We start from the raw sequence: 20,281 nt of genomic DNA, 5'->3' as shown, positions 1-20,281 counted from the left end.
CGTTCAGAGGAAGATACGGCCGTGCTTTGATGAGAAAATTGCGTGATCGCGTAGGCAAAAATTCCAGGTCGGCACGGCCGACCTAACTAATGTAGCCGCGCCGTATCGCTTCCGCGACGGCCTGCACCCTGTTGACGGCACCTAGTTTGCTTTTGGCGTTAAGAAGATGTTTCTCCGACGTGTGTTCGGAAATGCCGAGGATTTGCGAAATCTCCCATTCGGACTTGCCGACGGCGGCCCATTGCAGGCATTCGCGCTCGCGCGGCGTCAGCACGATATGATCGATGGTGTTGCTCGCCATGGTGTGGAGTTGCATGGCGCGGCCAACCGCATAGGTCGAGACCAGCGACACCTGGCCAAATTCGGCGGCGGACAATTCCACAGCCTCGCCGCCGAGCGACACCATGACGATCTGGCCGTCAAGCGTGATCAACGGAAAGGCCAATCCATCACGCAGTTTGAAGGCGCCGGCATCGCCCATCACCTCGCCGCTGCTCTTGTCTATGCGGATGCCCTGCGACGCCTCGTGCCACTGGAAGGGCGCCTGCAACTGTTTCATGTGGCTGACGACCGGGTCGTGGTCGACATAGTTGCGCGCGACATAGCGCTCCAGCCATTCGCCCGGCCAATCGCAGAGAAGCACATGCTGCTTTTGCTGGCCGGCCGGCGTGCCTGGCTGCGGTACGGTTCCCGCCATCAGCGCGGTGAGGCCGAAATCCGATGTTATGCCCAGCAGCCTTTCACAGACCGCCGCCGCCGTTGCGGCGTGCTGCAGTTGGTCTATGTATTCCAGCGTGCGATCGAACTGACCCATCGCAACATCAACCCCATGTTGCCTCGTGCATTGCGGCCAATGATGCGTGCCTGATTTACACTTCGCCACCGACCACGGATTGCAAATCGCATACTTATTTTGTGGCTCCCTCTCACGAGGCGACCGAAGCTGATTTGCAAACCGGCTAAATCATATCCTGAAATCGGCGGGTTGAAATCAAAAACCATTGTGCCTGTACCATTTTCGTACCAAAACCGGTGCGAGCACGACTGTGGCGGAGTTTTATCTTGGCGTTCCGGTGGAGGTCCTTCGCCCTTGCGATGCTGATCGGCTTGCTGTCGTTCGCCGACGGCGCGCGCGCCGCGGCGCCTCAGGTTCCGGTGCTGTGGGATGCCAAGGAGCGGCTGCCCAAGCCAGACCTTTCGACGCTGCCCCGGCTGAGGTTCCTGACCACCACGGACTTCCCGCCCTTCAACTTCCTTGACGGCGCGGGAAAGCTGTCCGGCTTCCATATCGATCTGGCACGCGCCATCTGCGCCGAGCTTGGCATTGTCGAAAAATGCCAGATCCAGGCCCTGCCCTGGGCCGAGCTGGAAGGCGCACTGCGGAAAGGCGAAGGCGAGGCGATCATCGCCGGCATCGCCGCAACACCGGAATCGCGCGCGACCTACGCCTTCTCACGCTCCTATCTGCAGTTTCCAGCGCGCTTCATCATGCCGAAAGGCAAGGCGCTGACCGAGCCCATCTTTGACAAATTGCACGGCAAGCGTGTCGGCGTAATATCAGGCTCGGCGCATGGACGCATGCTGCGCGACTATTTCAACACGGTTCAGGTCGTCCCTTTCGACAGGCCGGAGGACCTCTATGCCGATCTCAAGGCCGGCAAGGTCGACGCCGCCTTCGGCGACGGCATGCGCCTGGCCTTCTGGCTGGGCGGCTCGGACGCGGCGGGCTGCTGCCGCTTTGCCGGCGGGCCCTATCTGGCGCCTGAATATCTGGGCTCGGGCATGGCCATTGCCACCAAAGCGGACAATCCGGCGCTGGCCGCCGCGATCGATTACGCGCTGCAGGAGATGTCGATGAAAGGCACGTTCGCCGAATTTTATCTGCGCTATTTCCCGGTCAGCTTTTTTTGATCCGGTTCCGGTCAGCTTTGCCGGCCTGACCTGAATCTCAACAGCGTCCGGCCAAGGACTTCAGGTCAGCGTGCGCAGCCTCGCCTTGGCCGCGCGGCCGATGGCAGCAACCGTCAGCGTGTCGAGATCGAGCTGACGCCGGATCAGCTGCAGCACCCGTACCTCTTCCATGCGCATTTCGAGGTCAACGGCGGCAACCTCGAAGGCAGCGGCATAGGCGGTGTCGCGCAGCCGCTCAGGCAAGACCTCGGCGACTTCAGCCAGCACACCCTCCAGCCCGTCCTTTTCGTGCAGGCGCTTCTGGCAGTCCTGGGCAACGCCGACCAGCCTGTCGTGGTTGAAGTCCTCGAACACCGGCCAGGAGCGGACGACCTCGCCGATCCGCGCCAGTTCGACATCGGTCATGTCGCGGTCGGAGGCCGAGGTGATGACCATCAGATAGATCAGGGCTTCATGGGGTGTCGGCAATTTTTTCTCCTTGAACCGGGCCTCGAAGTTAGGAACGCCCATTCTGCACCGCAAGGAAAAAGCGCCGCACGCGTTGACGCTCCGGCGCTGCACGCCTAGAGACCGGTTGAAAAAGCCTTGCCGCGGCCCGTCTTCGGGCCGGCAAATGATTTGGAAAACTGTGACATGACGGGATCAAACATCATCGATCTCAACCCCGAGCTGCTGGCGGCTGCGACCGAAAGCAAGGCGTGGCCGTTCGAAGAGGCCAAAAAGATCATCGAGCGCTACAAAAGCGCCGACTTCCCGCAAACAATCCTGTTCGAGACCGGTTACGGACCGTCCGGCCTGCCGCATATCGGCACGTTCGGCGAGGTGGCGCGCACCTCGATGGTGCGCCATGCCTTCCGTGTCCTGACGCAGGATAAGGTCGCGACCAAGCTGCTGTGCTTTTCCGACGATATGGACGGCATGCGCAAGATACCCGACAGCGTGCCGGACCGCGCCGCACTCGAGCCGCATCTGCACAAGCCGCTGTCGTCGGTCCCCAACCCCTTCGGCGGCGACTATGCCAGCTTCGCCGACCACAACAACGCGATGCTTTGCCGCTTCCTCGACACGTTCGGCTTCGACTACGAGTTCGCCAGCGCGACGCAATACTACAAGTCCGGCCGTTTCGATGCGATGCTCAAGCGCGCCGCCGAACGCTATGAGCAGATCATGGCGGTGATGCTGCCGACGCTCGGGCCTGAGCGGCAGGCGACCTACAGCCCGTTCCTGCCGATCTCGCCGAAGAGCGGCCGCGTGCTTTACGTGCCGATGAAGCATGTCGACGCCAAGGCCGGCACCATCACCTTCGACGACGAGGGCACCGAGACCACGCTTTCGATCACCGGCGGCCGCGTGAAGCTGCAGTGGAAGCCGGATTTCGGCATGCGCTGGGCAGCGCTTGGCGTCGATTTCGAAATGTTCGGCAAGGACCACCAGACCAATGCGGTGGTCTACGACCGCATCTGCAACATTCTGGGCGGACGGGCGCCGGAGCATTTCGTCTACGAACTGTTCCTCGATGAGAACGGCCAGAAGATTTCGAAGTCGAAAGGCAACGGGCTGACCATCGACGAGTGGCTGACCTATGCGCCGACCGAAAGCCTGGGGCTCTACATGTACCAGCGGCCGCGGCAGGCCAAGAAGCTGTATTTCGACGTCATCCCGCGGGCCGTGGACGAATACTATACGTTCCTCGCCGCCTATCCCCGGCAGGACTGGAAGGAACGGCTGGGCAACCCGGTCTGGCATATGCATGACGGCAACCCGCCCGCGATCGACATGCCGGTGCCGTTCTCGCTGCTGCTCAATCTGGTCAGCGCCTCCAACGCGCAGAACAAGGATGTGCTGTGGGGGTTCATTTCACGTCATACGCAAGGCGTGACGCCAAAGACGCATCCCGAGCTCGACCGGCTGGTCGGCCATGCGATCCGCTATTTCGACGATTTCGTGAAGCCGACGAAAACCTTCCGGCCTGCCGACGAGGTCGAGCGCGAGGCGCTGGCAGCCCTCGACGAAGCGCTTGGGGCGCTGCCGGCCGACGCCAACGGCGAAGCGATCCAGAACGCCTCGCTCAACGTCGCGCGCAGGATCGAGCGCTATCAGGATCATTCCAAGCAGAGCCCGGAGGGTGGCCCCGGCGTATCGGGCGCCTTCTTCCAGATGATCTATCAGGTGCTGATCGGCCAGGAGCGCGGCCCGCGCTTCGGCTCGTTCGCAGCGCTCTACGGCGTTGCCGAGACACGTGCGCTCATTGAGCGGGCGCTGGCTGGTCAGCTGGCTTGAGCACGCCGTCGACCTCTTCCAGGATCGAACCCGGCGCCTGAGGCGCCTGGCGTGGCGCGGCCGGCATCGCCGGCATGCCGGACAGATCGGGCGCCGATCCGAAAATGCCCTTCTTCGCCGTGCGTGCCATGTCGCCAGCCTCGACATAGGGTCCGCCCTTGGCGGCGCGCGCCCAGCCATTTTCGACCAGCCACTGACCGACATCCTGCTTGCCGATCCGGCACTCGGCTGCGATCAGGTCGCGGCCACCTTCCGGCGGCACGGTGCAGACCACCGCGCGGCCGCGCAGGAAGGCGCGGAACGCCGTCCGCGCCCGGACGCCGCACGGCCAGGGCTTGCCGTCCTCGCTGCAGGTCTCGTCCTGCCTGACGATATCGATGCCGGAAACCGCGACCGAGTAGCCCTTCGCCTCGATCAGGCCGGCGGCCGGCGCAACCGGCTGGAACAGCTTTGTGCCGTTCCAGTCGTCGGGCATTTTCGGCTTGGGCGGCACGGCCAGCGCGAGCTTGCTCAACGGTTCGCGCGGCTCGACCCGTTCAAGCCCCTCGGCGGGCAGTTCCGGTGACGCGACGATTTGGGGATCGATCGCCCTCGAATGCAGCACCGGCTTTGGCGGCTGCGGGGCTGCTATGGCCGATGTGGCCGGCTCCTGCGGCACCGTCCCGGCAGCCTGCTGCGCCATCGTGTCGGCGCCCGGATCAAGCTGGTCCACCGTGATGACGCTTTCACTTCCTTTCAACGTGCGACCGCCAGTGACGACCATGGCCGCCATCACAGGCACCATCAGAACCGCCAGCGCATGATGGAGAAGCCGCACCAGCCGGACCTATTGGCTTGCCCAGACAATCCGCGCCACCCATTCGACATCGCGCATGGGAATATCGCGGTCGGGATGATCGGGATTGAGCGAGACCAGCGCAATCGACTTGACGGTCTGGCGCTCGAGCACCTTGGCCATCACCTCGCCTGATGTGGTCTTGACGACGACGCGATCGCCCTTGCGGGTGACGGCGCCCGGTTCGACGATGAGGACGTCGCCATTGCGGTAGAGCGGCAGCATGGAATCGCCTTGCACCTGCAGCGCGTAGGAACTCTCGGTCGATTGCGCCGGCAGTTCGATCAGATCCCAACCCTGCCCGACTGGAAAGCCGGCATCGTCGAAGAAGCCGCCGGCGCCGGCTTGGGCAAAGCCGAGCAACGGCACGGAGCTTCTGCGGGCGACCGAAGCGGCATGGCTGGTCGAAGCACCATTGCTGATCCCGGGCCGGCCTTCGATCAGACCGGTGAATTCGTCGAGTGAGGCGCCCGTCGCCTCGATGATCTTGGCCAGCGATTCGGTCGAGGGCCAGCGTGGTCGGCCATCCGACGACAAACGCTTCGACTTGTTGAAGGCAGTGGAATCGAGCCCCGCACGCTTGGCCAAACCCGAGGCCGAAAGCGAATAACGCTTGGCAAGAGCATCGATGGCAGCCCAGACTCGGTCGTGCGAGAGCATGCTCGCTCTCCTTCGGTGCAGGAAAAAATACCTTTCCCTTCTAGTCTTGGAATGTCGTTTTGTCCACCGGTCGTGGAGTGGTTGCAAACGTTTCCGTCGATCGCGGAAAGTCCGACTACCGGGATCGATCGACGCCCTTGGCCAAGCTGCGCAGACCCTGGTGCGATGTCATGAAAATCCGCTCCGTTTGCGTCGGTGGCCGCGGGTTCACGGCACGACCAAGTGCCGCAACGACCTCGTCAATCTCAAGAAAGTTGCGAGCCTTGCGATCGTAGACGCCGGCTGTCGTCAGGATCAACGCGGCCGTCTCGCCATTGTCGAGGACGAAGCGGTGCTTGCCTACAACCTGGGTGCCTTCCCAGGTCTCGATCGAGGACACCACTTCGAAGCGGCGCCACAGCCTGATCTCGCGTGCATAGACCGCTTGCAGTCCGCCCATCATCGGCGCCCAGCCATTCTTCCTTGCCAGCGTGATGAGGCCTGCACGAACAAACAGGTCGATGCGGCCGAGATCGGCCAGCATCATGTAGCGCGCATTGTTGAGATGGATGTTGAAATCGATGTCGGTCGGCAGGCAGCGGAAAGCCAGCCGGCCTTCGCCGCCCATCGCATAGGGGCCACGGCTGCGTGCCGTGGCCATCATGCGCACCATGCGCGCCCAGACATACATTACAGCGCCCCATGTCCTCTTGGACGCGCGAAGGTCGCTGCAAGACGCTTGATTTTGCCCATGCGTCAGGCTGCCTGCTTCACGTCGCCTTTCGCATAGGGATCGAAGCGCTGGTAGAAGGTCTCGCCCTTCTCGGCCATGTCGAGCAGCAGCTTGGGTGCCTTGAACTCGGCGCCGTATTTCTTCTGCAGGTTCTTGGCGATCTTCACGAACGCCTTGGCGCCGATGCCGTCGATGTAGGACAGCGCACCGCCGGTGTAGGGCGCGAAGCCGAAAGCGAGGATCGAGCCGACATCGGCCTCGCGCGGGTCGGTGACGATGCCTTCTTCCATCACCCGCGCCGCTTCCAGCGCGATGGTGACCAGCAGCCGCTGCTGCAGTTCCTCATAATCGACCTTCTCGGGTGCAAGCTGCGGATAGAGCTCCCTAAGGCCCGGCCACAACTTCTTCTTGGCCGGCTTTGCCGGGTAATCGTAAAAACCCTTGCCGTTCTTGCGGCCGAAGCGGCCGTGATCGTCGACCATGGCGTTGATCAGCGCCATCTGCTTGGGATCGACCGCCTTGTCGCCCAGATCCCTGATGGTCTGCTTCATGATCTTCTGGGCAAGGTCGATGGCCGTCTCGTCGGTCAGCGCCAGGGGGCCGACCGGCATGCCGGCCGCCTTCGCTGCATTCTCGATCATCGGCGCGGGAACGCCCTCGATCAGCATCTTGTAGGCTTCCGACATGTAGCGCAGCACGCAGCGATTGACGTAGAAGCCGCGCGTGTCGTTGACGACGATCGGCGTCTTCTTGATGGCGCGAACGAAGTCGATGGCGGTGGCCAGCGCCTTGTCGCCGGTCTTCTTGCCCAAGATGATCTCGACCAGCATCATCTTGTCGACCGGCGAGAAGAAATGGATGCCGATGAAATTCTTCGGCCGCGCAGAATTCTTCGCCAGGCCGGTGATCGGAATGGTCGAGGTGTTCGACGCGAAGATCGCCGATGGCTTCAGCACGGCTTCCGCCTGTTCGGTGGCGCTCTTCTTCACGCTCGAATCCTCGAAAACGGCCTCGACCACCAGATCGCAGCCGGCAAGGTCGGCATAGTCCGCCGTCGGCGTGATCAGCGACAGCAGTTTGTCCTTGTCCTCCGGCTTGGCGCGGCCCTTCTTGACCTGATCCGAGATCAGGCCGTCGGAATGCGCCTTGCCCTTGGCAGCCGACTCCAGATCACGGTCGAGCAGCACCACCGGGATGCCGGCCTTGGCGGTGACATAGGCGATGCCCGCGCCCATGAAGCCGGCGCCGAGAATGCCGATCTTCTTGAACTTGGTTTCGGGCACGCCGGCTGGGCGGCGGGCGCCCTTGTTCAGTTCCTGCAGCGACACAAACAACGAGCGGATCATCGCCGCCGCTTCCCTGGTCTGCATGATCTGGGTGAAATAGCGCTGCTCGATGCGCAAACCGGTGTCGAACGGCACCAGCAGGCCTTCATAGACGCATTTGAGGATCGCGGCGGCGGCCGGATAGTTGCCGTAAGTCTCGCGACGCAGGATGGCGATGGCCGGCGGCCACAGATTGAAGCCGGCGGGCGAATAGATCTGGCCGCCGGGCAGCTTGAAACCTTTCTCGTCCCATGGCGCCACCGGCTTCAGGCCATTCCTGATCATCGCCTTGGCGGTCTCGACGAGCCTGGCCGGCTCGGCGATCTCATGGATCAGGCCCATAGACTTGGCCTTCTGCGGCGACAGTGTCTGGCCCGAGGTCAGCATCTGCAGCGCTTGCTGCTGATCGGTCAGCCGCGGCACGCGCTGGGTGCCGCCTGCGCCCGGGAAGATGCCGATCTTCACCTCGGGAAGCGCCATCTTCACCTTGTCGCTGTCGGCGGCGACACGGCCGTGGCAGGCGAGCGACAATTCGAAGGCGCCGCCCATGCAGGTGCCGTTGATCGCCGACACCCACGGCTTTCCGCAAGTTTCCAGCTTGCGGAACAGGCCGGTCATCATGCCGGCATTGTCGAACAGCGCCTTGGTCGCCCTTTCGGCGTCCTTGCCTTTTTCCGCGGCGAAGGTCGTCAGCATCTTCTGCAGCAGGGTGATGTCGGCACCGCCGGAGAAGGTGTCCTTGCCGGAGGTGATCACGGCGCCCTTGATGGCGGCGTCACCAGCCACCTTGTCGACAATGGCGTTCAATTCCCGCATCGCCTCTTCGGTGAAGACGTTCATCGAGCGGCCAGGCATATCCCAGGTGACCAGCGCAATGCCGTCGGCGTCGATGTCGAGGGTGAAATTGGTGTAGCTCATCGTTTCTCTCCCCGTCAGACGCGTTCGATGATGGTTGCGGTCCCCATGCCGGCGCCGATGCACAGCGTCACCAGAGCCGTGTTGAGATCGCGGCGCTCGAGTTCGTCCAGCACCGTGCCGAAGATCATCGCGCCGGTGGCGCCGAGCGGATGACCCATGGCGATAGCGCCGCCATTGACGTTGATCCTGTCGTGATCGATGTCGAACGCCTGCATGTAGCGCAGCACCACCGAAGCGAAGGCTTCGTTGAGCTCGAACAGGTCGATGTCCGAGAGCTTCATCTTGGCGCGCTTCAACAGCTTCTCGGTGACGTCGACCGGGCCGGTCAGCATCAGCACCGGCTCGGAGCCGATGTTGGCGAAGGTACGAATGCGCGCGCGCGGCTTCAGCCCCATCGCCTTGCCCGCCTTCTTCGAACCGAGCAGCACGGCGGCGGCGCCGTCGACGATGCCGGACGAATTGCCGGCATGATGGACGTGATTGACCTCTTCCACCTCAGGGTGCTTCTGCACTGCGACGGCATCGAAGCCGCCCATTTCGCCTGGCATGACGAAGGACGGGTTGAGCGAGGCCAGCGACTGCATGTCGGTCGATGGGCGCATATGTTCGTCATGGTCGAGGATGGTCAGGCCGTTCTGGTCCTTGATCGGGATGACGGAGTTCTTGAACCGGCCATCGGCCCAGGATTTGGCGGCGCGCTTCTGGCTCTCGACCGCATAGGCGTCGACGTCGTCTCTGCTGAAGCCGTATTTGGTGGCGATCAGGTCGGCCGAGATGCCTTGCGGCACGAACCAGCCGGGCAGGCCTACGGACGGATCCATGAACCAGGCACCGCCGGAGGCGCCCATGCCGACACGCGACATCGATTCGACGCCGCCGGCAATGACGATCTCATCGGCGCCCTGGGCGATCTTGGCGGCGCCGAAATTGATGGCGTCGAGCCCGGAAGCGCAGAAGCGTGAGATCTGCATGCCGGGCGCCTTGGTGTCGTAGCCGGCCTCGAAGGCGGCGGCGCGCGGAATGACCGAACCGGCTTCGCCGACCGGATCGACGCAGCCGAAGATGATGTCATCGACAGTGCCGGTGTCGAGCCCATTGCGATCGCGCAGCGCCTCAAGCGTCTTGGCGGCAAGCCGCACCGCCGGCACCTCGTGCAGCGATCCGTCCTTCTTGCCCTTGCCGCGCGGTGTGCGCACGGCGTCATAGACATAAGCTTCAGCCATTTGCTTGCTCCTTGGGTTTGCCTGATGTCGCTCTCAGAGAGAGCGGCCGATCAGCAATTTCATGATCTCGTTGGTGCCGCCGTAGATGCGCTGGACGCGGGCGTCGCGGAACATGCGGGCGATCGGGTATTCATTCATGTAGCCATAGCCGCCATGCAGTTGAAGGCATTCGTCGACGACTTTTCCCTGCAGGTCGCTGAGCCAGTACTTGGCCATCGACGCGGTCACAGGATCGAGGCCGCCGGCGATGTGGCGGGTGACGCAATCATTGTAGAAGACGCGGCCGACGGTGGCCTCGGTCTTGAGTTCGGCCAGCGTGAACTGGGTGTTCTGGAAATCGATGATCGCCTTGCCGAACGCCTTGCGTTCCTTGACATAATCAATGGTCAGCGCCAGCGCCCGCTCGATCATGGCAATGGCGCCGGTGCCGATCTGCAGCCGCTCCTGCGGCAATTGCTGCATCAGTTGGACGAAGCCCTGCCCTTCCTCGTGGCCGAGCAGGTTGGAGGTCGGCACGCGCATGTCGTTGAAGAACAACTCCGACGTGTCGTTGGCCTTGAGCCCGATCTTGTCGAGGTTGCGGCCGCGCTGAAAACCTTCGACCTCGTCGGTCTCGACGACGATCAGCGAGGTGCCCTTGGCGCCCTTCTCCGGATCGGTCTTGGTGACGACGATGATGAAGTTCGCAAGCTGGCCGTTGGTGATGAAGGTCTTGGAACCATTGATCTTGTATTGGTTACCATCCTTCTGCGCCCGCGTCTTGACGCCCTGCAGGTCGGACCCGGCGCCAGGCTCGGTCATGGCGATGGCGCCGATCAGCTCGCCGGTCGCCAGCTTCGGCAGCCATTTCTTCTTCTGCTCCTCGGAGCCATAGTGGAGGATGTAAGGGGCGACGATCGAATTGTGCAGGCCGATGCCGAAACCGTCGACGCCGACATGGCCGATGGCCTCGATGATGGCGCTCTCATGCGCGAAGGTGCCGCCGGAGCCGCCATATTCCTCCGGCATAGAGGCGCAGAGCAGGCCGGCGGAGCCTGCCTTCAGCCAACTCTCGCGATCGACCATCTCGTTCTTCTCGAACTCGTCGTAGCGCGGCGCGATCTCCTCCGACATGAAGCGATGCGCCATGTCGTAGAGCATGCCGACCTCGTCCGCCGCCCAAGCGGGCTTCGGAAGGCCAAGGATTTCAGCTGGGTTGGTCATGCTGGTATGATACTCCTCCCGACATGCATCATCGAAACTGAGGCCGGCGCACTGCCGCAGCGACCCCTCCCGACCCTTCGGGCCACCCTCCCCTCAAGGGGGAGGAGGACGCCGATCATCTTTAGAACGCTTCCGCCGGCAGTGCCATCAATGTGTCGGCGCCGCTCGAAATGCGGGCGAGATGCGCCGACGTCTCCGGCATGATCCGCTCCATGAAGAAGCGCCCCGTCACGACCTTGTTGTCGTAAAAAGATTGCGCGCCATTGGCGTCCGTCTTGCCAAGTGCCACCTTGGCCATCTGCGCCCACATATAGCCCAGAGCGACCAGGCCGAAGAGATGCATGTAGTCGGTCGAGGCGGCACCGGCATTGTCGGGCTTGGCCATGCCGTTCTGCACCAGCCACATGGTGGCGGCCTGCAAATCGTTGAGACCTTTCTTCAGCGCCTTGGTGAATGGCGCCATCTTCTCGTCGGAGCGGTTCTCCTCGCAGAACTCACCGACCTCCTTGAAGAAGGCCTGCACGGCGCGGCCGCCATTCAGGCCGAGTTTGCGGCCGACGAGGTCGAGCGCCTGGATGCCGTTGGCGCCTTCATAGATCATGGCGATGCGGGCATCGCGCACGAACTGGCTCATGCCGTGCTCTTCGATATAACCGTGACCGCCGAACACCTGCTGCGCCATGACGGCGTGGTCGAAGCCCTTGTCCGTGAGCACGCCCTTGACCACCGGTGTCATCAGGCCGGTGTAATCGTCGGCGGCCTGGCGGTCCTTGTCGTCGCCGGAGCGGTGGGCAATGTCGGACTTGATCGCCGTCCACAGCGCCAGCGCGCGGCCGGCCTCGTTGAAGGCTTTCATGGTCATCAGGCTGCGGCGGATGTCGGGATGGACGATGATCGGGTCGGCCTTCTTGTCCGGCGCCCTCGGCCCCGACAATGAGCGGCCCTGCAAACGGTCCTTGGCGTAGCCGACAGCGTTCTGATAGGCGATCTCCGACAGCGACAGCCCCTGCAGTCCCACACCAAGGCGCGCCTCGTTCATCATCGTGAACATCGCCTTCAGGCCGCCATTGGCCTCGCCGAGCAGCGTGCCCTCAGCCTCGTCATAGTTCATGACGCAGGTCGAATTGCCATGGATGCCCATCTTCTCCTCGATCGAGCCGCAGGAGACGGTGTTCCTGGTGCCCGGATTGCCCGACGGGTCGAGCTTGAGCTTCGGCACGATGAACAGCGAGATGCCCTTGACGCCTTCCGGCGCACCCTCGATGCGGGCCAGAACCAGATGGACGATGTTGTCCGACATGTCGTGTTCGCCGGCCGAGATGAAGATCTTCTGGCCTGAAATTTTATAGGTGCCATCGCCGTTCGGCACCGCCTTGGTCCGCAACAGGCCCAGATCCGTGCCGCAATGCGGCTCGGTCAGGTTCATGGTGCCGGTCCAGGCACCCTCGATCATCCTCGGCAACCATGTTGACTTCTGCTCGTCGGTGCCGTGGGTGATGATCGCGGCGATCGCGCCTTGCGTCAGGCCCGGATACATCATCAAGGACATATTGGCCGAGACCATATATTCGGCGACGGCGGTATGCACGGCATAGGGCAGGCCCTGGCCGCCGAACTCGACTGGTGCGGCCAACCCCATCCAGCCGCCTTCGCGATACTGGTCGAAGGCCTCCTTGAAGCCTTTCGGCGTGGTCACCGAGCCATCGTCGTGACGCACACAGCCTTCCATGTCGCCGACACGGTTCAGCGGATGCATGACGTTTTCGGCGAGCTTGGCGCCTTCGGCCAGGATCGCCTCGAGCACATCGGGCGTGGCGTCGGCAAATCCGGGAAGGTTCGAATAACGCTGATAACCCAGAACCTCGTTGAGCACGAACAGCGTGTCCTGGACCGGAGCCCTGTATGTCGGCATGCTTTTTCTCCACCCTGCAAACCCGGTCCGAATGCCCCGAAGACAAGCCAGGGGCGGCATGCGGACCCATATTGGGAGCGGGATAGCAAAAATTGACGTTTGCGTAAACGTCAATTTTTTCGATGCGACAAGATTCCCCGCCCACTGGAGCAATGAGCGTAGCGGCGCGACGTTGCGCAAGCCAGCGCCGAAAGGCCATGAGAGTGGGCCAGGACAACGAAAAGCCGCGTGGCAGGCCACGCGGCTCGACAGAACTCAGACAATCAGCAGACGACTTGGTCTGCCGCAAATCCGAACGGTTGTTTTAGCTGGCGGCGCTCGCCTGCGGCGCCGAACGCTCGCTCAGCATCTGGCGCACCGCCGACATCGAGCCGCTCAGCTCGTTGATGGCGTCGTCGATCAGCGCCCTTTGCTTCTGCAGGCGGGCAAGCTGCTTTTCTGACTTGTCCAGCGCGAGCTTGAGCTGCTTGGTGTTTGAACCGGTCGGATCGTAGAGATCCATCATCTGCTTGACGTCACGCAGCGAGAACCCGACCTTGCGGCCGAGCAGGATCAGCTTGAGGCGGGCCTTGTCGCGGCGCGTGTAGAGACGGGTCGACCCGTCACGCTGCGGGTTGAGCAGGCCTTTGTCTTCGTAGAAACGCAGCGTGCGCAGCGTCACTCCATATTTTTTCGCCATCTCGCCGATGCGGACGAGGTCCTCGCCGGCTTCGGCAGATATATTGGTATTGGCCGCGGTCTCGCCGGCCGAGATAAGCTTCATGGTCACTGGCTTTCCCCGTCTGGTGGCGTCGCGGTCTCGGACCGTGCGTCGCCTGACTGGAAGCGGGGGCCTGCTTCCAGTCGTGGTTTCAACAAACAAATCGCAAACATGCGCCCAATGCGCCTTTTACGTTTACGTCAATTCTATACCGATTGCCGCATGATGACGCAAGGGCGTTCTGCGCGCCGCCCTTTATGCCGCACCGTCAGGCCGGCAGCCGGCATCCTTTCAATTTCTTAAGTTTGGTTAACGCGTTGTTTACCACGTTGGGGGAAATGTGGGCGCGTCGGCTACCCGTGTTTATCCTGTATCGAATTTTTCACGGTTTTTCGGAGCGCGGGCGAGAGCCCGGGAAGCTCGTCTTCCGCCGCGGCATCGCCGCCGGTCGCCTTCGTTCCGATAGGGACCTGGGGGAACTGGCCGCGAGCCAGCCATTCTGAAAGACGGACGCACCGATGAACAGCAAGCGGTCCTATCTCGACACACTCAATGCCGGCAGGCAGCGCAGGCCGCAGACCACGCTCGAGCAGTTGAACCAGTCGCTGGAGACACTGGAGCAGCGGCTGGAGCGGACGCGCGAGGATCCGGTGGCACGTCCCGAACTCCGCCAACCCGATCCACGCCAATATGGTGCCGATGCGCGCTATCCCGCAGCCCGGCCCGCTGGCCAGCAGCGCTGGTACGAGGACCCGCAGCCCGCGTTGCGTCCGAAGAGCCCGATTCAGGGAGCCGCCGCTTTCGAGCAGAACTATCAGGCCATTGCCCGCGACATTGATCGCGTGCGCGGCCAGGAGGACGGCGTTGCCATGGTCGGCAAGATCGCCGGCGAATTGCGCGGCATGCGCGAGGAATTGCGCCACCAGATGACCGCAGGCCTGCAGCGGGAATTCGAAGCGCTGCGCAAGGACATCGAGCGGGCTTTCCAGTCAGGGGCAAGGCCCGGTGCTTCGGCCAAGGGCAGTGCTGAACTCGGTCTTGAGTTCGAGCGGCTTTCGGGCGCCATCCAGACACTGGCCGAGAAGAGCGACGACAGAAGCGTCAACATGCTGCGGCTCGAACTCGAACAGGTCAAAGCCGCACTCGAAACGCTGGCACGCGAAGAGAGCGTGCAGAAGGTCGACCGCCGCTGGGACGATTTCGATCGCCGCTGGACGGCGTTCGAAGACCGCGTCGACGCCGACCAGCGCAAGCGGTCGGACGACCCGGGCCTGTCTGCTCTGACCGCCCGGCTGGAGCAGATCAGCAATGCCGTCAACAATTTGCCGGAATCGTTGTCGCTGCGATCGCTGGAGGAGAAGGTGCGCACGCTTGCCGGCGCTGTCGACCATTTCGCCAGCCACCAGGACAATCGCGGCAGCGACACGCTTGGCATGATCGACGAGCGGCTGGATGAGATTTCCCGCGCCATCGTCGCATCCACGGTCGCCGCGCAAGCCAATTCATTCGACCACGAGGCTTTCGAGCGCATCGAGAGGCGGATCGACTCGCTTGCCAGCCAGATCGAGGAAGTGGCGCAGGATCGTCCAGGCAACGCAGTCATGGACCGGCTGAGCACGCTGTCCGGTCGGGTCGACGAACTCGCCGGTCGCGCCAATCTGCCGGAGCAGGCGATGGAGCGCCTGGCCAAGCAGATCGCACTCATCGCCGACAAGATCGACCAGGCACCAGCCATGCCTGACGCCGACTACATCTTCCATGGGCTGGAGCAGCGCTTCGACGTGCTGTCGAGCATGATGGAACGCCGCCAGGGTGACGCCATCGAACAGGGCAACATGCTGTTCCGCGATCTCGAGCGCAGGCTGGATGAGGTTGCCGACAGGCTCGACCAACGCATGCCGCAGATCGACAGCGCCGGCATCATGGACGCCATCGATGCCCGCTTTACGGCGCTCGCCAAGCGTATGGAAACGCGTGTACCGGATCCCGCGGGCGAAGCCGCAATCCGCGGCCTGGAGAGCCGGCTCGAAGACATTTCAAGCCGGCTGGATGCGTCGGCCGCGCAGGTGGCCGGCATCGATCCGGCGCTGATCCGCAGCCTGGAAGCACAGGTTGCCGGCCTGTCCGCCCATCTTTCCAGGCCCAGCACCCCGCTGCCGGAATTCGAGGACATCAGCCCGCGTCTCAACGAAATTGAAAAGTCGCTCGCAGGAACCCGCGATTCCATCCTTGGCGCAGCGCGCGAAGCCGCCGAGAACGCAGTCCAATCGCTGGCCGGTTCGAGCGCCAATACGACCGCGGTTTCCGGCCTCGCCCAGGATTTGAAGACGCTTGAAACGCTTACGCGGCGCTCCGACGAGCGCAATTCGAGAACGTTCGAGGCCATCCACGACACGTTGCTCAAGATCGTCGACCGGCTGGGCTCGCTCGAACCCGGCGAGCCGGTCGAGGCGATGAGCGAATTGCTGGACGCGGCACCGGTCGAGCCGAGCAACTGGCGCGGCGCGCGGCGACCCAAGATGGCCGTGGACGCGCCATCGATGGATATCGATCAGCCCCTGCCATTGACTGGGGACTTGGCCGATCGCGATGGCCGTGCCGCCGCCATCCTGCGCAACGAGCCGGGTGCTCGTAGCGATCTGGGCGGCCTGGGTATGGGAACGCGCACGCCGGCCGAAGCCGCAGCGGCTGCGGCCATGGCTGCTCTCGGCTCCGACACAATTGTCGAGAAGAACGAACAGTCGGGCGGCCGCAGGTCGATGTTCGGCGGACTGGCCCGCGCCTTCAAGGGCAAGAAGGAGGCGGACATCCCGCCACTGGCCGGCTCGGCGCCGAGTGCCCCGATCCCGAGCGTCGATCTCGACGAACCGCTCGATCCGAAAATGGCCAACCGGCCGCTGGAGCCCGGTTCCGGCGCACCTGACCTCAACGCCATCATGAAGCGCGTGCGCGACGAGCGCGGCCAGCCGGCCAAGCCCAGCGACACCGACGCCGCGAAGTCGGATTTCATCGCCGCTGCCCGGCGCGCGGCGCAGGCCGCGGCCGCCGAGGCCGATGCGCTGAAGCGCCAGTCGACGGTGACCGGACCGGTGAAGGCACTGCGGATCGGCGACCTGCTCAAGGCACGGCGCAAGCCGATCCTGATGGGGACAACCGCGATCCTGCTGGCGCTGGGCGCCCTGCAACTGGGCAAGGCCTTCTTCGCCGATCCGGCCCAGGTGGCGAGCAACGATGTTGCGCCGATCGTCGCCTCACAGCCGGTGCAGACCGCCTCGCTCGATCCCGCCGGCCAACCTAAGATGGACGCGCAGCCCGCGGCAGTGGAAAGTGCGCCTGACCACACCGTCAGGCAGGCCGAGCCGTCCGCACCGGCAACCAAGGACGACCTGGCCGCGCAAAGCATGATTGCCACGCCGCCAGGCGCCGAGCCGTCGATGAGTGCCGCGCCGACCGCAGAGCCGGTTCCCGCGCCCGTCGCCTCGGTTACATCGGCTGATGCGAACCAAGCGGTGTCTGGGGAGACAGCCTCGGCTGCGCCGGCCTCGACCGTTCCGGTCGCCGCGGAAGCTGCCGACACCGGCGCCCAGCCTATGGCGGCTGAGCCGATCACCGCCAAGGACACCACGGGCGCGGTCCCCCCAGCGGACGCCTCGCCGGCGATGACGACGAAGTTCGACATTCCCGCTGACGCCGGCCCGGCCGCCTTGCGCGATGCCGCCGCCAGCGGCGACGCCAAGGCGCTGTTCGAAATCGGCTCGCGCTATGCCGAGTCACGCGGCGTCAAGGAAGACATGGCGGCAGCCGCCAAATGGTACGAGAAATCGGCGGAACTCGGCTTCGCGCCGGCCGAATACCGCATCGGAAACTTCTACGAAAAGGGCATCGGCGTCGCGCGCGACATCAAGAAGGCGAAGACCTGGTACCAGCTTTCCGCAGCACAGGGCAACGCCAGCGGCATGCACAATCTGGCCGTATTGTTCGCCATGGCGGCAGACGGCGTGACCGACAATGAATCGGCCGCGCACTGGTTCCAGGCGGCCGCCGACGTCGGCGTCAAGGACAGCCAGTTCAATCTCGGCATCCTCGCCGCCAAGGGCGTCGGCATGAAGCAGAACCTCGAGGAATCCTACAAATGGTTCGCGCTCGTCGCCAAGACCGGCGACAAGGATGCCGCTGCCAAGCGTGACGAGATCGCCAATGCGCTGCGGCCCGAGCAGCTCGAACGCGCCCGCGCCGCGACCGAACTGTGGAAGGCCAAGCCGCTGGATGCAGCGGCCAATTCGGCCGACATTCCCGAGTCCTGGCAGGACGGCACACCGCAGACGACAGCCAGCATCGACATGAAGAAAGCCGTCCAGAACATCCAGCGCATTCTCAACAAGAACGGCTACGACGCCGGCGGCGCCGACGGCAAGATGGGCCAGAAGACGAAGACCGCGATCATGGCTTTCCAGACCGACAACAAGATGCCGGCGACCGGCGAAGTCGATGAAAAACTGGTCAAGGCACTGCTGGCGCGCAAATAACGGCAGAGGCGTCGTTTCCACGACGCCCTTGCCACACATTCGCCTGTTAACTGATTGAGATGTTTTTTGTTTCGGTGGCGTAGCGCGGTTTGACTTCGCAGCACCTCCGGCGCAAGAACGAATTGGCTTGTCGGGCCAAGATGCCCGCAACGGTTGCATTCGCCGACAGGCAGAACTGATCGAGACTGACGGGTGGGCATCTATCTCCCGATCGCGGAAATTTCCGTCAATATCTTCGTCCTGCTGGCCATGGGCGCGGCGGTGGGTTTCCTGTCGGGCATGTTCGGCGTCGGCGGTGGCTTCCTCATCACGCCGCTGCTGATCTTCTACAACATACCCCCGGCGATCGCGGTCGCCACGGGCGCCAACCAGGTCATCGCCTCCTCCGTCTCCGGCGTCCTTTCGCACATGAAGCGAGGGACGCTCGACTTCAAGCTCGGCGGGGTATTGCTGGCCGGCGGCATTGTCGGTTCCACCGGCGGCATCTACGTCTTCGCCTTCCTGCGCAGGCTCGGCCAGCTCGACCTGTTCATCTCGTTGCTCTACGTCGTGCTGCTCGGCACCGTCGGCGGGCTGATGCTGGTCGAAAGCGTCAATGCGCTGCGCGCCACGCGCAGCGGTGCGGCGCCGGTGCTGAAGAAATCCGGCCAGCACAACTGGATCCACCGCTTGCCGCTGAAGATGCGGTTCAGGGCGTCAAAACTGTTCGTCAGCGTCATCCCCGTCCTTGGCCTTGGCGCCGGCATCGGCTTCCTGTCGTCGATCATGGGCGTCGGCGGCGGCTTCATCATGGTGCCGGCACTGATCTATCTGCTGAAAGTGCCGACCAACGTCGTCATCGGCACCTCGCTGTTCCAGATCATCTTCACCTCCGCCTATACGACGCTGGTCCACGCCACCACCAACCAGACGGTCGACGTCGTGCTGGCCTTCCTGCTGATGGCGGGCGGCGTCGCCGGTGCGCAGTACGGCGCCAAGGCAGGCCAGCGGCTGCGCGGCGAGCAACTCAGGGCCTTGCTGGCGCTGCTGGTGCTGGCGGTGGCGATACGATTGGCGATCGATCTTTTCGTCACCCCGCCCAACCTCTATTCGCTGTCTGCCGCGGGCCTCAACTGATGATGGCTCGCAACACATTCGCAACCGCCATTGTCCTGACGCTGCTTGCGGCCGCCGTGCCGGCGAAGGCACAGGTCCCGCTGACCGAAGGCATCCAGATCGGTCTCTCCACCGATAATGTCTCGATCACCGCCGGCTTTTCCGGGGCCGACCTGACCATTTTCGGTTCGCTGGAAAACCCGGATCCACTTGTCGCGCGCCAAGGCCGTTACGACGTCATCGTCGTGCTCGAAGGTCCGCCCAAACCGGTGGTGGTGCGCCGCAAGGACAGGGTGCTAGGCGTCTGGGTCAATCTGGATTCCGAGACCTTCGAGAACGTGCCGGTCTCCTATTCGGTGGCGACGACGCGGCCGCTACAGGACATCACCGAACCCAACAGCTACAAGCAGCTGTCGCTCGGCGCCTCCAACCTCTACATGCAGCCCGCCGATGCCGGCGACAGCCCGGCGACGATCGAGGAGTTCACGGCGGCACTGCGGGAGCGCAAGTCGGCGACCGGCCTCTACAGCGAGAATGTCGGCGGCGTGCAATTCCTGTCGCAGAACCTTTTCCGCGCCACAGTGAGGCTGGCGCCAAATGTGCCAGTTGGAACCCATAAAGCCCGCGCGTTCCTGTTCAAGAGCGGCTTGTTCATCAAGGAAAGCTCGGCCCAGCTCGAAATCCGCAAATCCGGTTTCGAACAGTCGATCTTCCGTGTCGCCCACAATTATTCCTTTCTCTACGGCGTCTTCGCGATATCGCTGGCCATGCTGACCGGCTGGCTCGGAAGGCTGATCTTCCGGCGGGATTAATGCATGTCGCCCAAAAGTGGCCCGGTTTTGGGCGAGCGACATGCATCGAATCAAGACCTGAAGTGCGTCGCGTGAATCCACTCAAAAGCCCCGCCCGTCAGAACATTTACCGAAAAATGGTTTTCCATTAACCGGGCATTCGGTATAACCCGCGCCCCACCCAAAATTG

General features: G+C 63.3%; 15 protein-coding genes. 5 read left to right on the top strand and 10 right to left on the bottom strand.

The features are described 5' to 3' along the window. Positions 1-82: 82 nt before the first annotated feature. Positions 83-814, bottom strand: coding sequence for a helix-turn-helix transcriptional regulator (locus AC0L2U_RS09600; protein ID WP_127267150.1), 732 nt, complete (start codon positions 812-814; stop codon positions 83-85). 248 nt (positions 815-1,062) lie between these two features. Here AC0L2U_RS09600 and AC0L2U_RS09595 point away from each other — a divergent pair, with 248 nt between their 5' ends. Next, positions 1,063-1,911 (top strand): transporter substrate-binding domain-containing protein, encoded by an 849-nt coding sequence (locus AC0L2U_RS09595; protein WP_128287798.1) that lies wholly within the window; start codon positions 1,063-1,065, stop codon positions 1,909-1,911. A 60-nt stretch (positions 1,912-1,971) separates the two neighbouring features. Here the strand turns inward: AC0L2U_RS09595 and AC0L2U_RS09590 are convergent, their stop codons facing one another. Beyond that, positions 1,972-2,421 (bottom strand): tellurite resistance TerB family protein, encoded by a 450-nt coding sequence (locus AC0L2U_RS09590; protein WP_050596218.1) that lies wholly within the window; start codon positions 2,419-2,421, stop codon positions 1,972-1,974. A 123-nt stretch (positions 2,422-2,544) separates the two neighbouring features. On the opposite strand from AC0L2U_RS09590, the gene AC0L2U_RS09585 reads away from it, so the two are divergent. Beyond that, positions 2,545-4,191 (top strand): lysine--tRNA ligase, encoded by a 1,647-nt coding sequence (locus AC0L2U_RS09585; protein ID WP_128287799.1) that lies wholly within the window; start codon positions 2,545-2,547, stop codon positions 4,189-4,191. Here AC0L2U_RS09585 and AC0L2U_RS09580 read toward each other — a convergent pair. From AC0L2U_RS09580 to AC0L2U_RS09545, 8 genes are all read right to left on the bottom strand, one after another. Beyond that, the gene (locus tag AC0L2U_RS09580) at positions 4,157-5,008 is read right to left on the bottom strand and encodes a thermonuclease family protein (RefSeq protein ID WP_348629400.1); all 852 of its coding nucleotides are present in this window, start codon (positions 5,006-5,008) and stop codon (positions 4,157-4,159) included. The two genes, AC0L2U_RS09585 and AC0L2U_RS09580, sit on opposite strands and share 35 nt — an antisense overlap. Before the next feature lie 9 nt (positions 5,009-5,017). After that, positions 5,018-5,686, bottom strand: a complete 669-nt coding sequence (locus AC0L2U_RS09575) for a S24 family peptidase (RefSeq protein WP_127268614.1) — start codon at positions 5,684-5,686, stop codon at positions 5,018-5,020. A gap of 115 nt (positions 5,687-5,801) precedes the next feature. Further along, positions 5,802-6,356, bottom strand: coding sequence for a thioesterase family protein (locus tag AC0L2U_RS09570; protein ID WP_127396042.1), 555 nt, complete (start codon positions 6,354-6,356; stop codon positions 5,802-5,804). A 65-nt stretch (positions 6,357-6,421) separates the two neighbouring features. Then, positions 6,422-8,641, bottom strand: coding sequence for a 3-hydroxyacyl-CoA dehydrogenase NAD-binding domain-containing protein (locus AC0L2U_RS09565; protein WP_473601783.1), 2,220 nt, complete (start codon positions 8,639-8,641; stop codon positions 6,422-6,424). Positions 8,642-8,655: 14 nt separating this feature from the next. Further along, positions 8,656-9,864: an acetyl-CoA C-acetyltransferase gene (locus tag AC0L2U_RS09560; RefSeq protein WP_127807942.1), complete on the bottom strand. Its 1,209-nt coding sequence runs from the start codon at positions 9,862-9,864 to the stop codon at positions 8,656-8,658. Positions 9,865-9,897: 33 nt separating this feature from the next. After that, entirely contained in the window at positions 9,898-11,067 is a 1,170-nt protein-coding gene (locus AC0L2U_RS09555; RefSeq protein WP_127807943.1) for an acyl-CoA dehydrogenase family protein, read from the bottom strand. Positions 11,068-11,188: 121 nt separating this feature from the next. Continuing rightward, positions 11,189-12,979 carry an acyl-CoA dehydrogenase gene (locus AC0L2U_RS09550; RefSeq protein ID WP_127807944.1) on the bottom strand — a complete coding sequence of 597 codons (1,791 nt, stop codon included), beginning with the start codon at positions 12,977-12,979 and terminating at the stop codon, positions 11,189-11,191. Between the two features lie 304 nt (positions 12,980-13,283). After that, positions 13,284-13,742, bottom strand: a complete 459-nt coding sequence (locus AC0L2U_RS09545) for a MerR family transcriptional regulator (protein WP_127811260.1) — start codon at positions 13,740-13,742, stop codon at positions 13,284-13,286. Between the two features lie 455 nt (positions 13,743-14,197). On the opposite strand from AC0L2U_RS09545, the gene AC0L2U_RS09540 reads away from it, so the two are divergent. From AC0L2U_RS09540 to AC0L2U_RS09530, 3 genes are all read left to right on the top strand, one after another. Further along, positions 14,198-18,205 carry a peptidoglycan-binding protein gene (locus AC0L2U_RS09540; protein WP_473601782.1) on the top strand — a complete coding sequence of 1,336 codons (4,008 nt, stop codon included), beginning with the start codon at positions 14,198-14,200 and terminating at the stop codon, positions 18,203-18,205. A gap of 192 nt (positions 18,206-18,397) precedes the next feature. Beyond that, positions 18,398-19,321 carry a sulfite exporter TauE/SafE family protein gene (locus tag AC0L2U_RS09535; RefSeq protein WP_023811359.1) on the top strand — a complete coding sequence of 308 codons (924 nt, stop codon included), beginning with the start codon at positions 18,398-18,400 and terminating at the stop codon, positions 19,319-19,321. Next, positions 19,321-20,112, top strand: a complete 792-nt coding sequence (locus AC0L2U_RS09530; RefSeq protein ID WP_127807946.1) for a TIGR02186 family protein — start codon at positions 19,321-19,323, stop codon at positions 20,110-20,112. Before AC0L2U_RS09535 ends, AC0L2U_RS09530 begins: the two co-directional genes overlap by 1 nt. Positions 20,113-20,281 lie beyond the last annotated feature (169 nt).

The organism is Mesorhizobium sp. WSM4808, assembly GCF_055811675.1.
Note: the sequence above shows the minus strand (reverse complement) of the source record. Positions and strands in the feature narration are given on the sequence as shown.

Bases quoted from the DNA above. Each gene is read 5' to 3' on its own strand.
- AC0L2U_RS09600 (WP_127267150.1), bottom strand. From the start codon at position 814: ATGGGTCAGTTCGATCGCACGCTGGAATACATAGACCAACTGCAGCAC.
- AC0L2U_RS09590 (WP_050596218.1), bottom strand. From the start codon at position 2,421: ATGGGCGTTCCTAACTTCGAGGCCCGGTTCAAGGAGAAAAAATTGCCG.
- AC0L2U_RS09585 (WP_128287799.1), top strand. From the start codon at position 2,545: ATGACGGGATCAAACATCATCGATCTCAACCCCGAGCTGCTGGCGGCT.
- AC0L2U_RS09575 (WP_127268614.1), bottom strand. From the start codon at position 5,686: ATGCTCTCGCACGACCGAGTCTGGGCTGCCATCGATGCTCTTGCCAAG.
- AC0L2U_RS09570 (WP_127396042.1), bottom strand. From the start codon at position 6,356: ATGTATGTCTGGGCGCGCATGGTGCGCATGATGGCCACGGCACGCAGC.
- AC0L2U_RS09565 (WP_473601783.1), bottom strand. From the start codon at position 8,641: ATGAGCTACACCAATTTCACCCTCGACATCGACGCCGACGGCATTGCG.
- AC0L2U_RS09560 (WP_127807942.1), bottom strand. From the start codon at position 9,864: ATGGCTGAAGCTTATGTCTATGACGCCGTGCGCACACCGCGCGGCAAG.
- AC0L2U_RS09555 (WP_127807943.1), bottom strand. From the start codon at position 11,067: ATGACCAACCCAGCTGAAATCCTTGGCCTTCCGAAGCCCGCTTGGGCG.
- AC0L2U_RS09550 (WP_127807944.1), bottom strand. From the start codon at position 12,979: ATGCCGACATACAGGGCTCCGGTCCAGGACACGCTGTTCGTGCTCAAC.
- AC0L2U_RS09545 (WP_127811260.1), bottom strand. From the start codon at position 13,742: ATGAAGCTTATCTCGGCCGGCGAGACCGCGGCCAATACCAATATATCT.
- AC0L2U_RS09540 (WP_473601782.1), top strand. From the start codon at position 14,198: ATGAACAGCAAGCGGTCCTATCTCGACACACTCAATGCCGGCAGGCAG.
- AC0L2U_RS09530 (WP_127807946.1), top strand. From the start codon at position 19,321: ATGATGGCTCGCAACACATTCGCAACCGCCATTGTCCTGACGCTGCTT.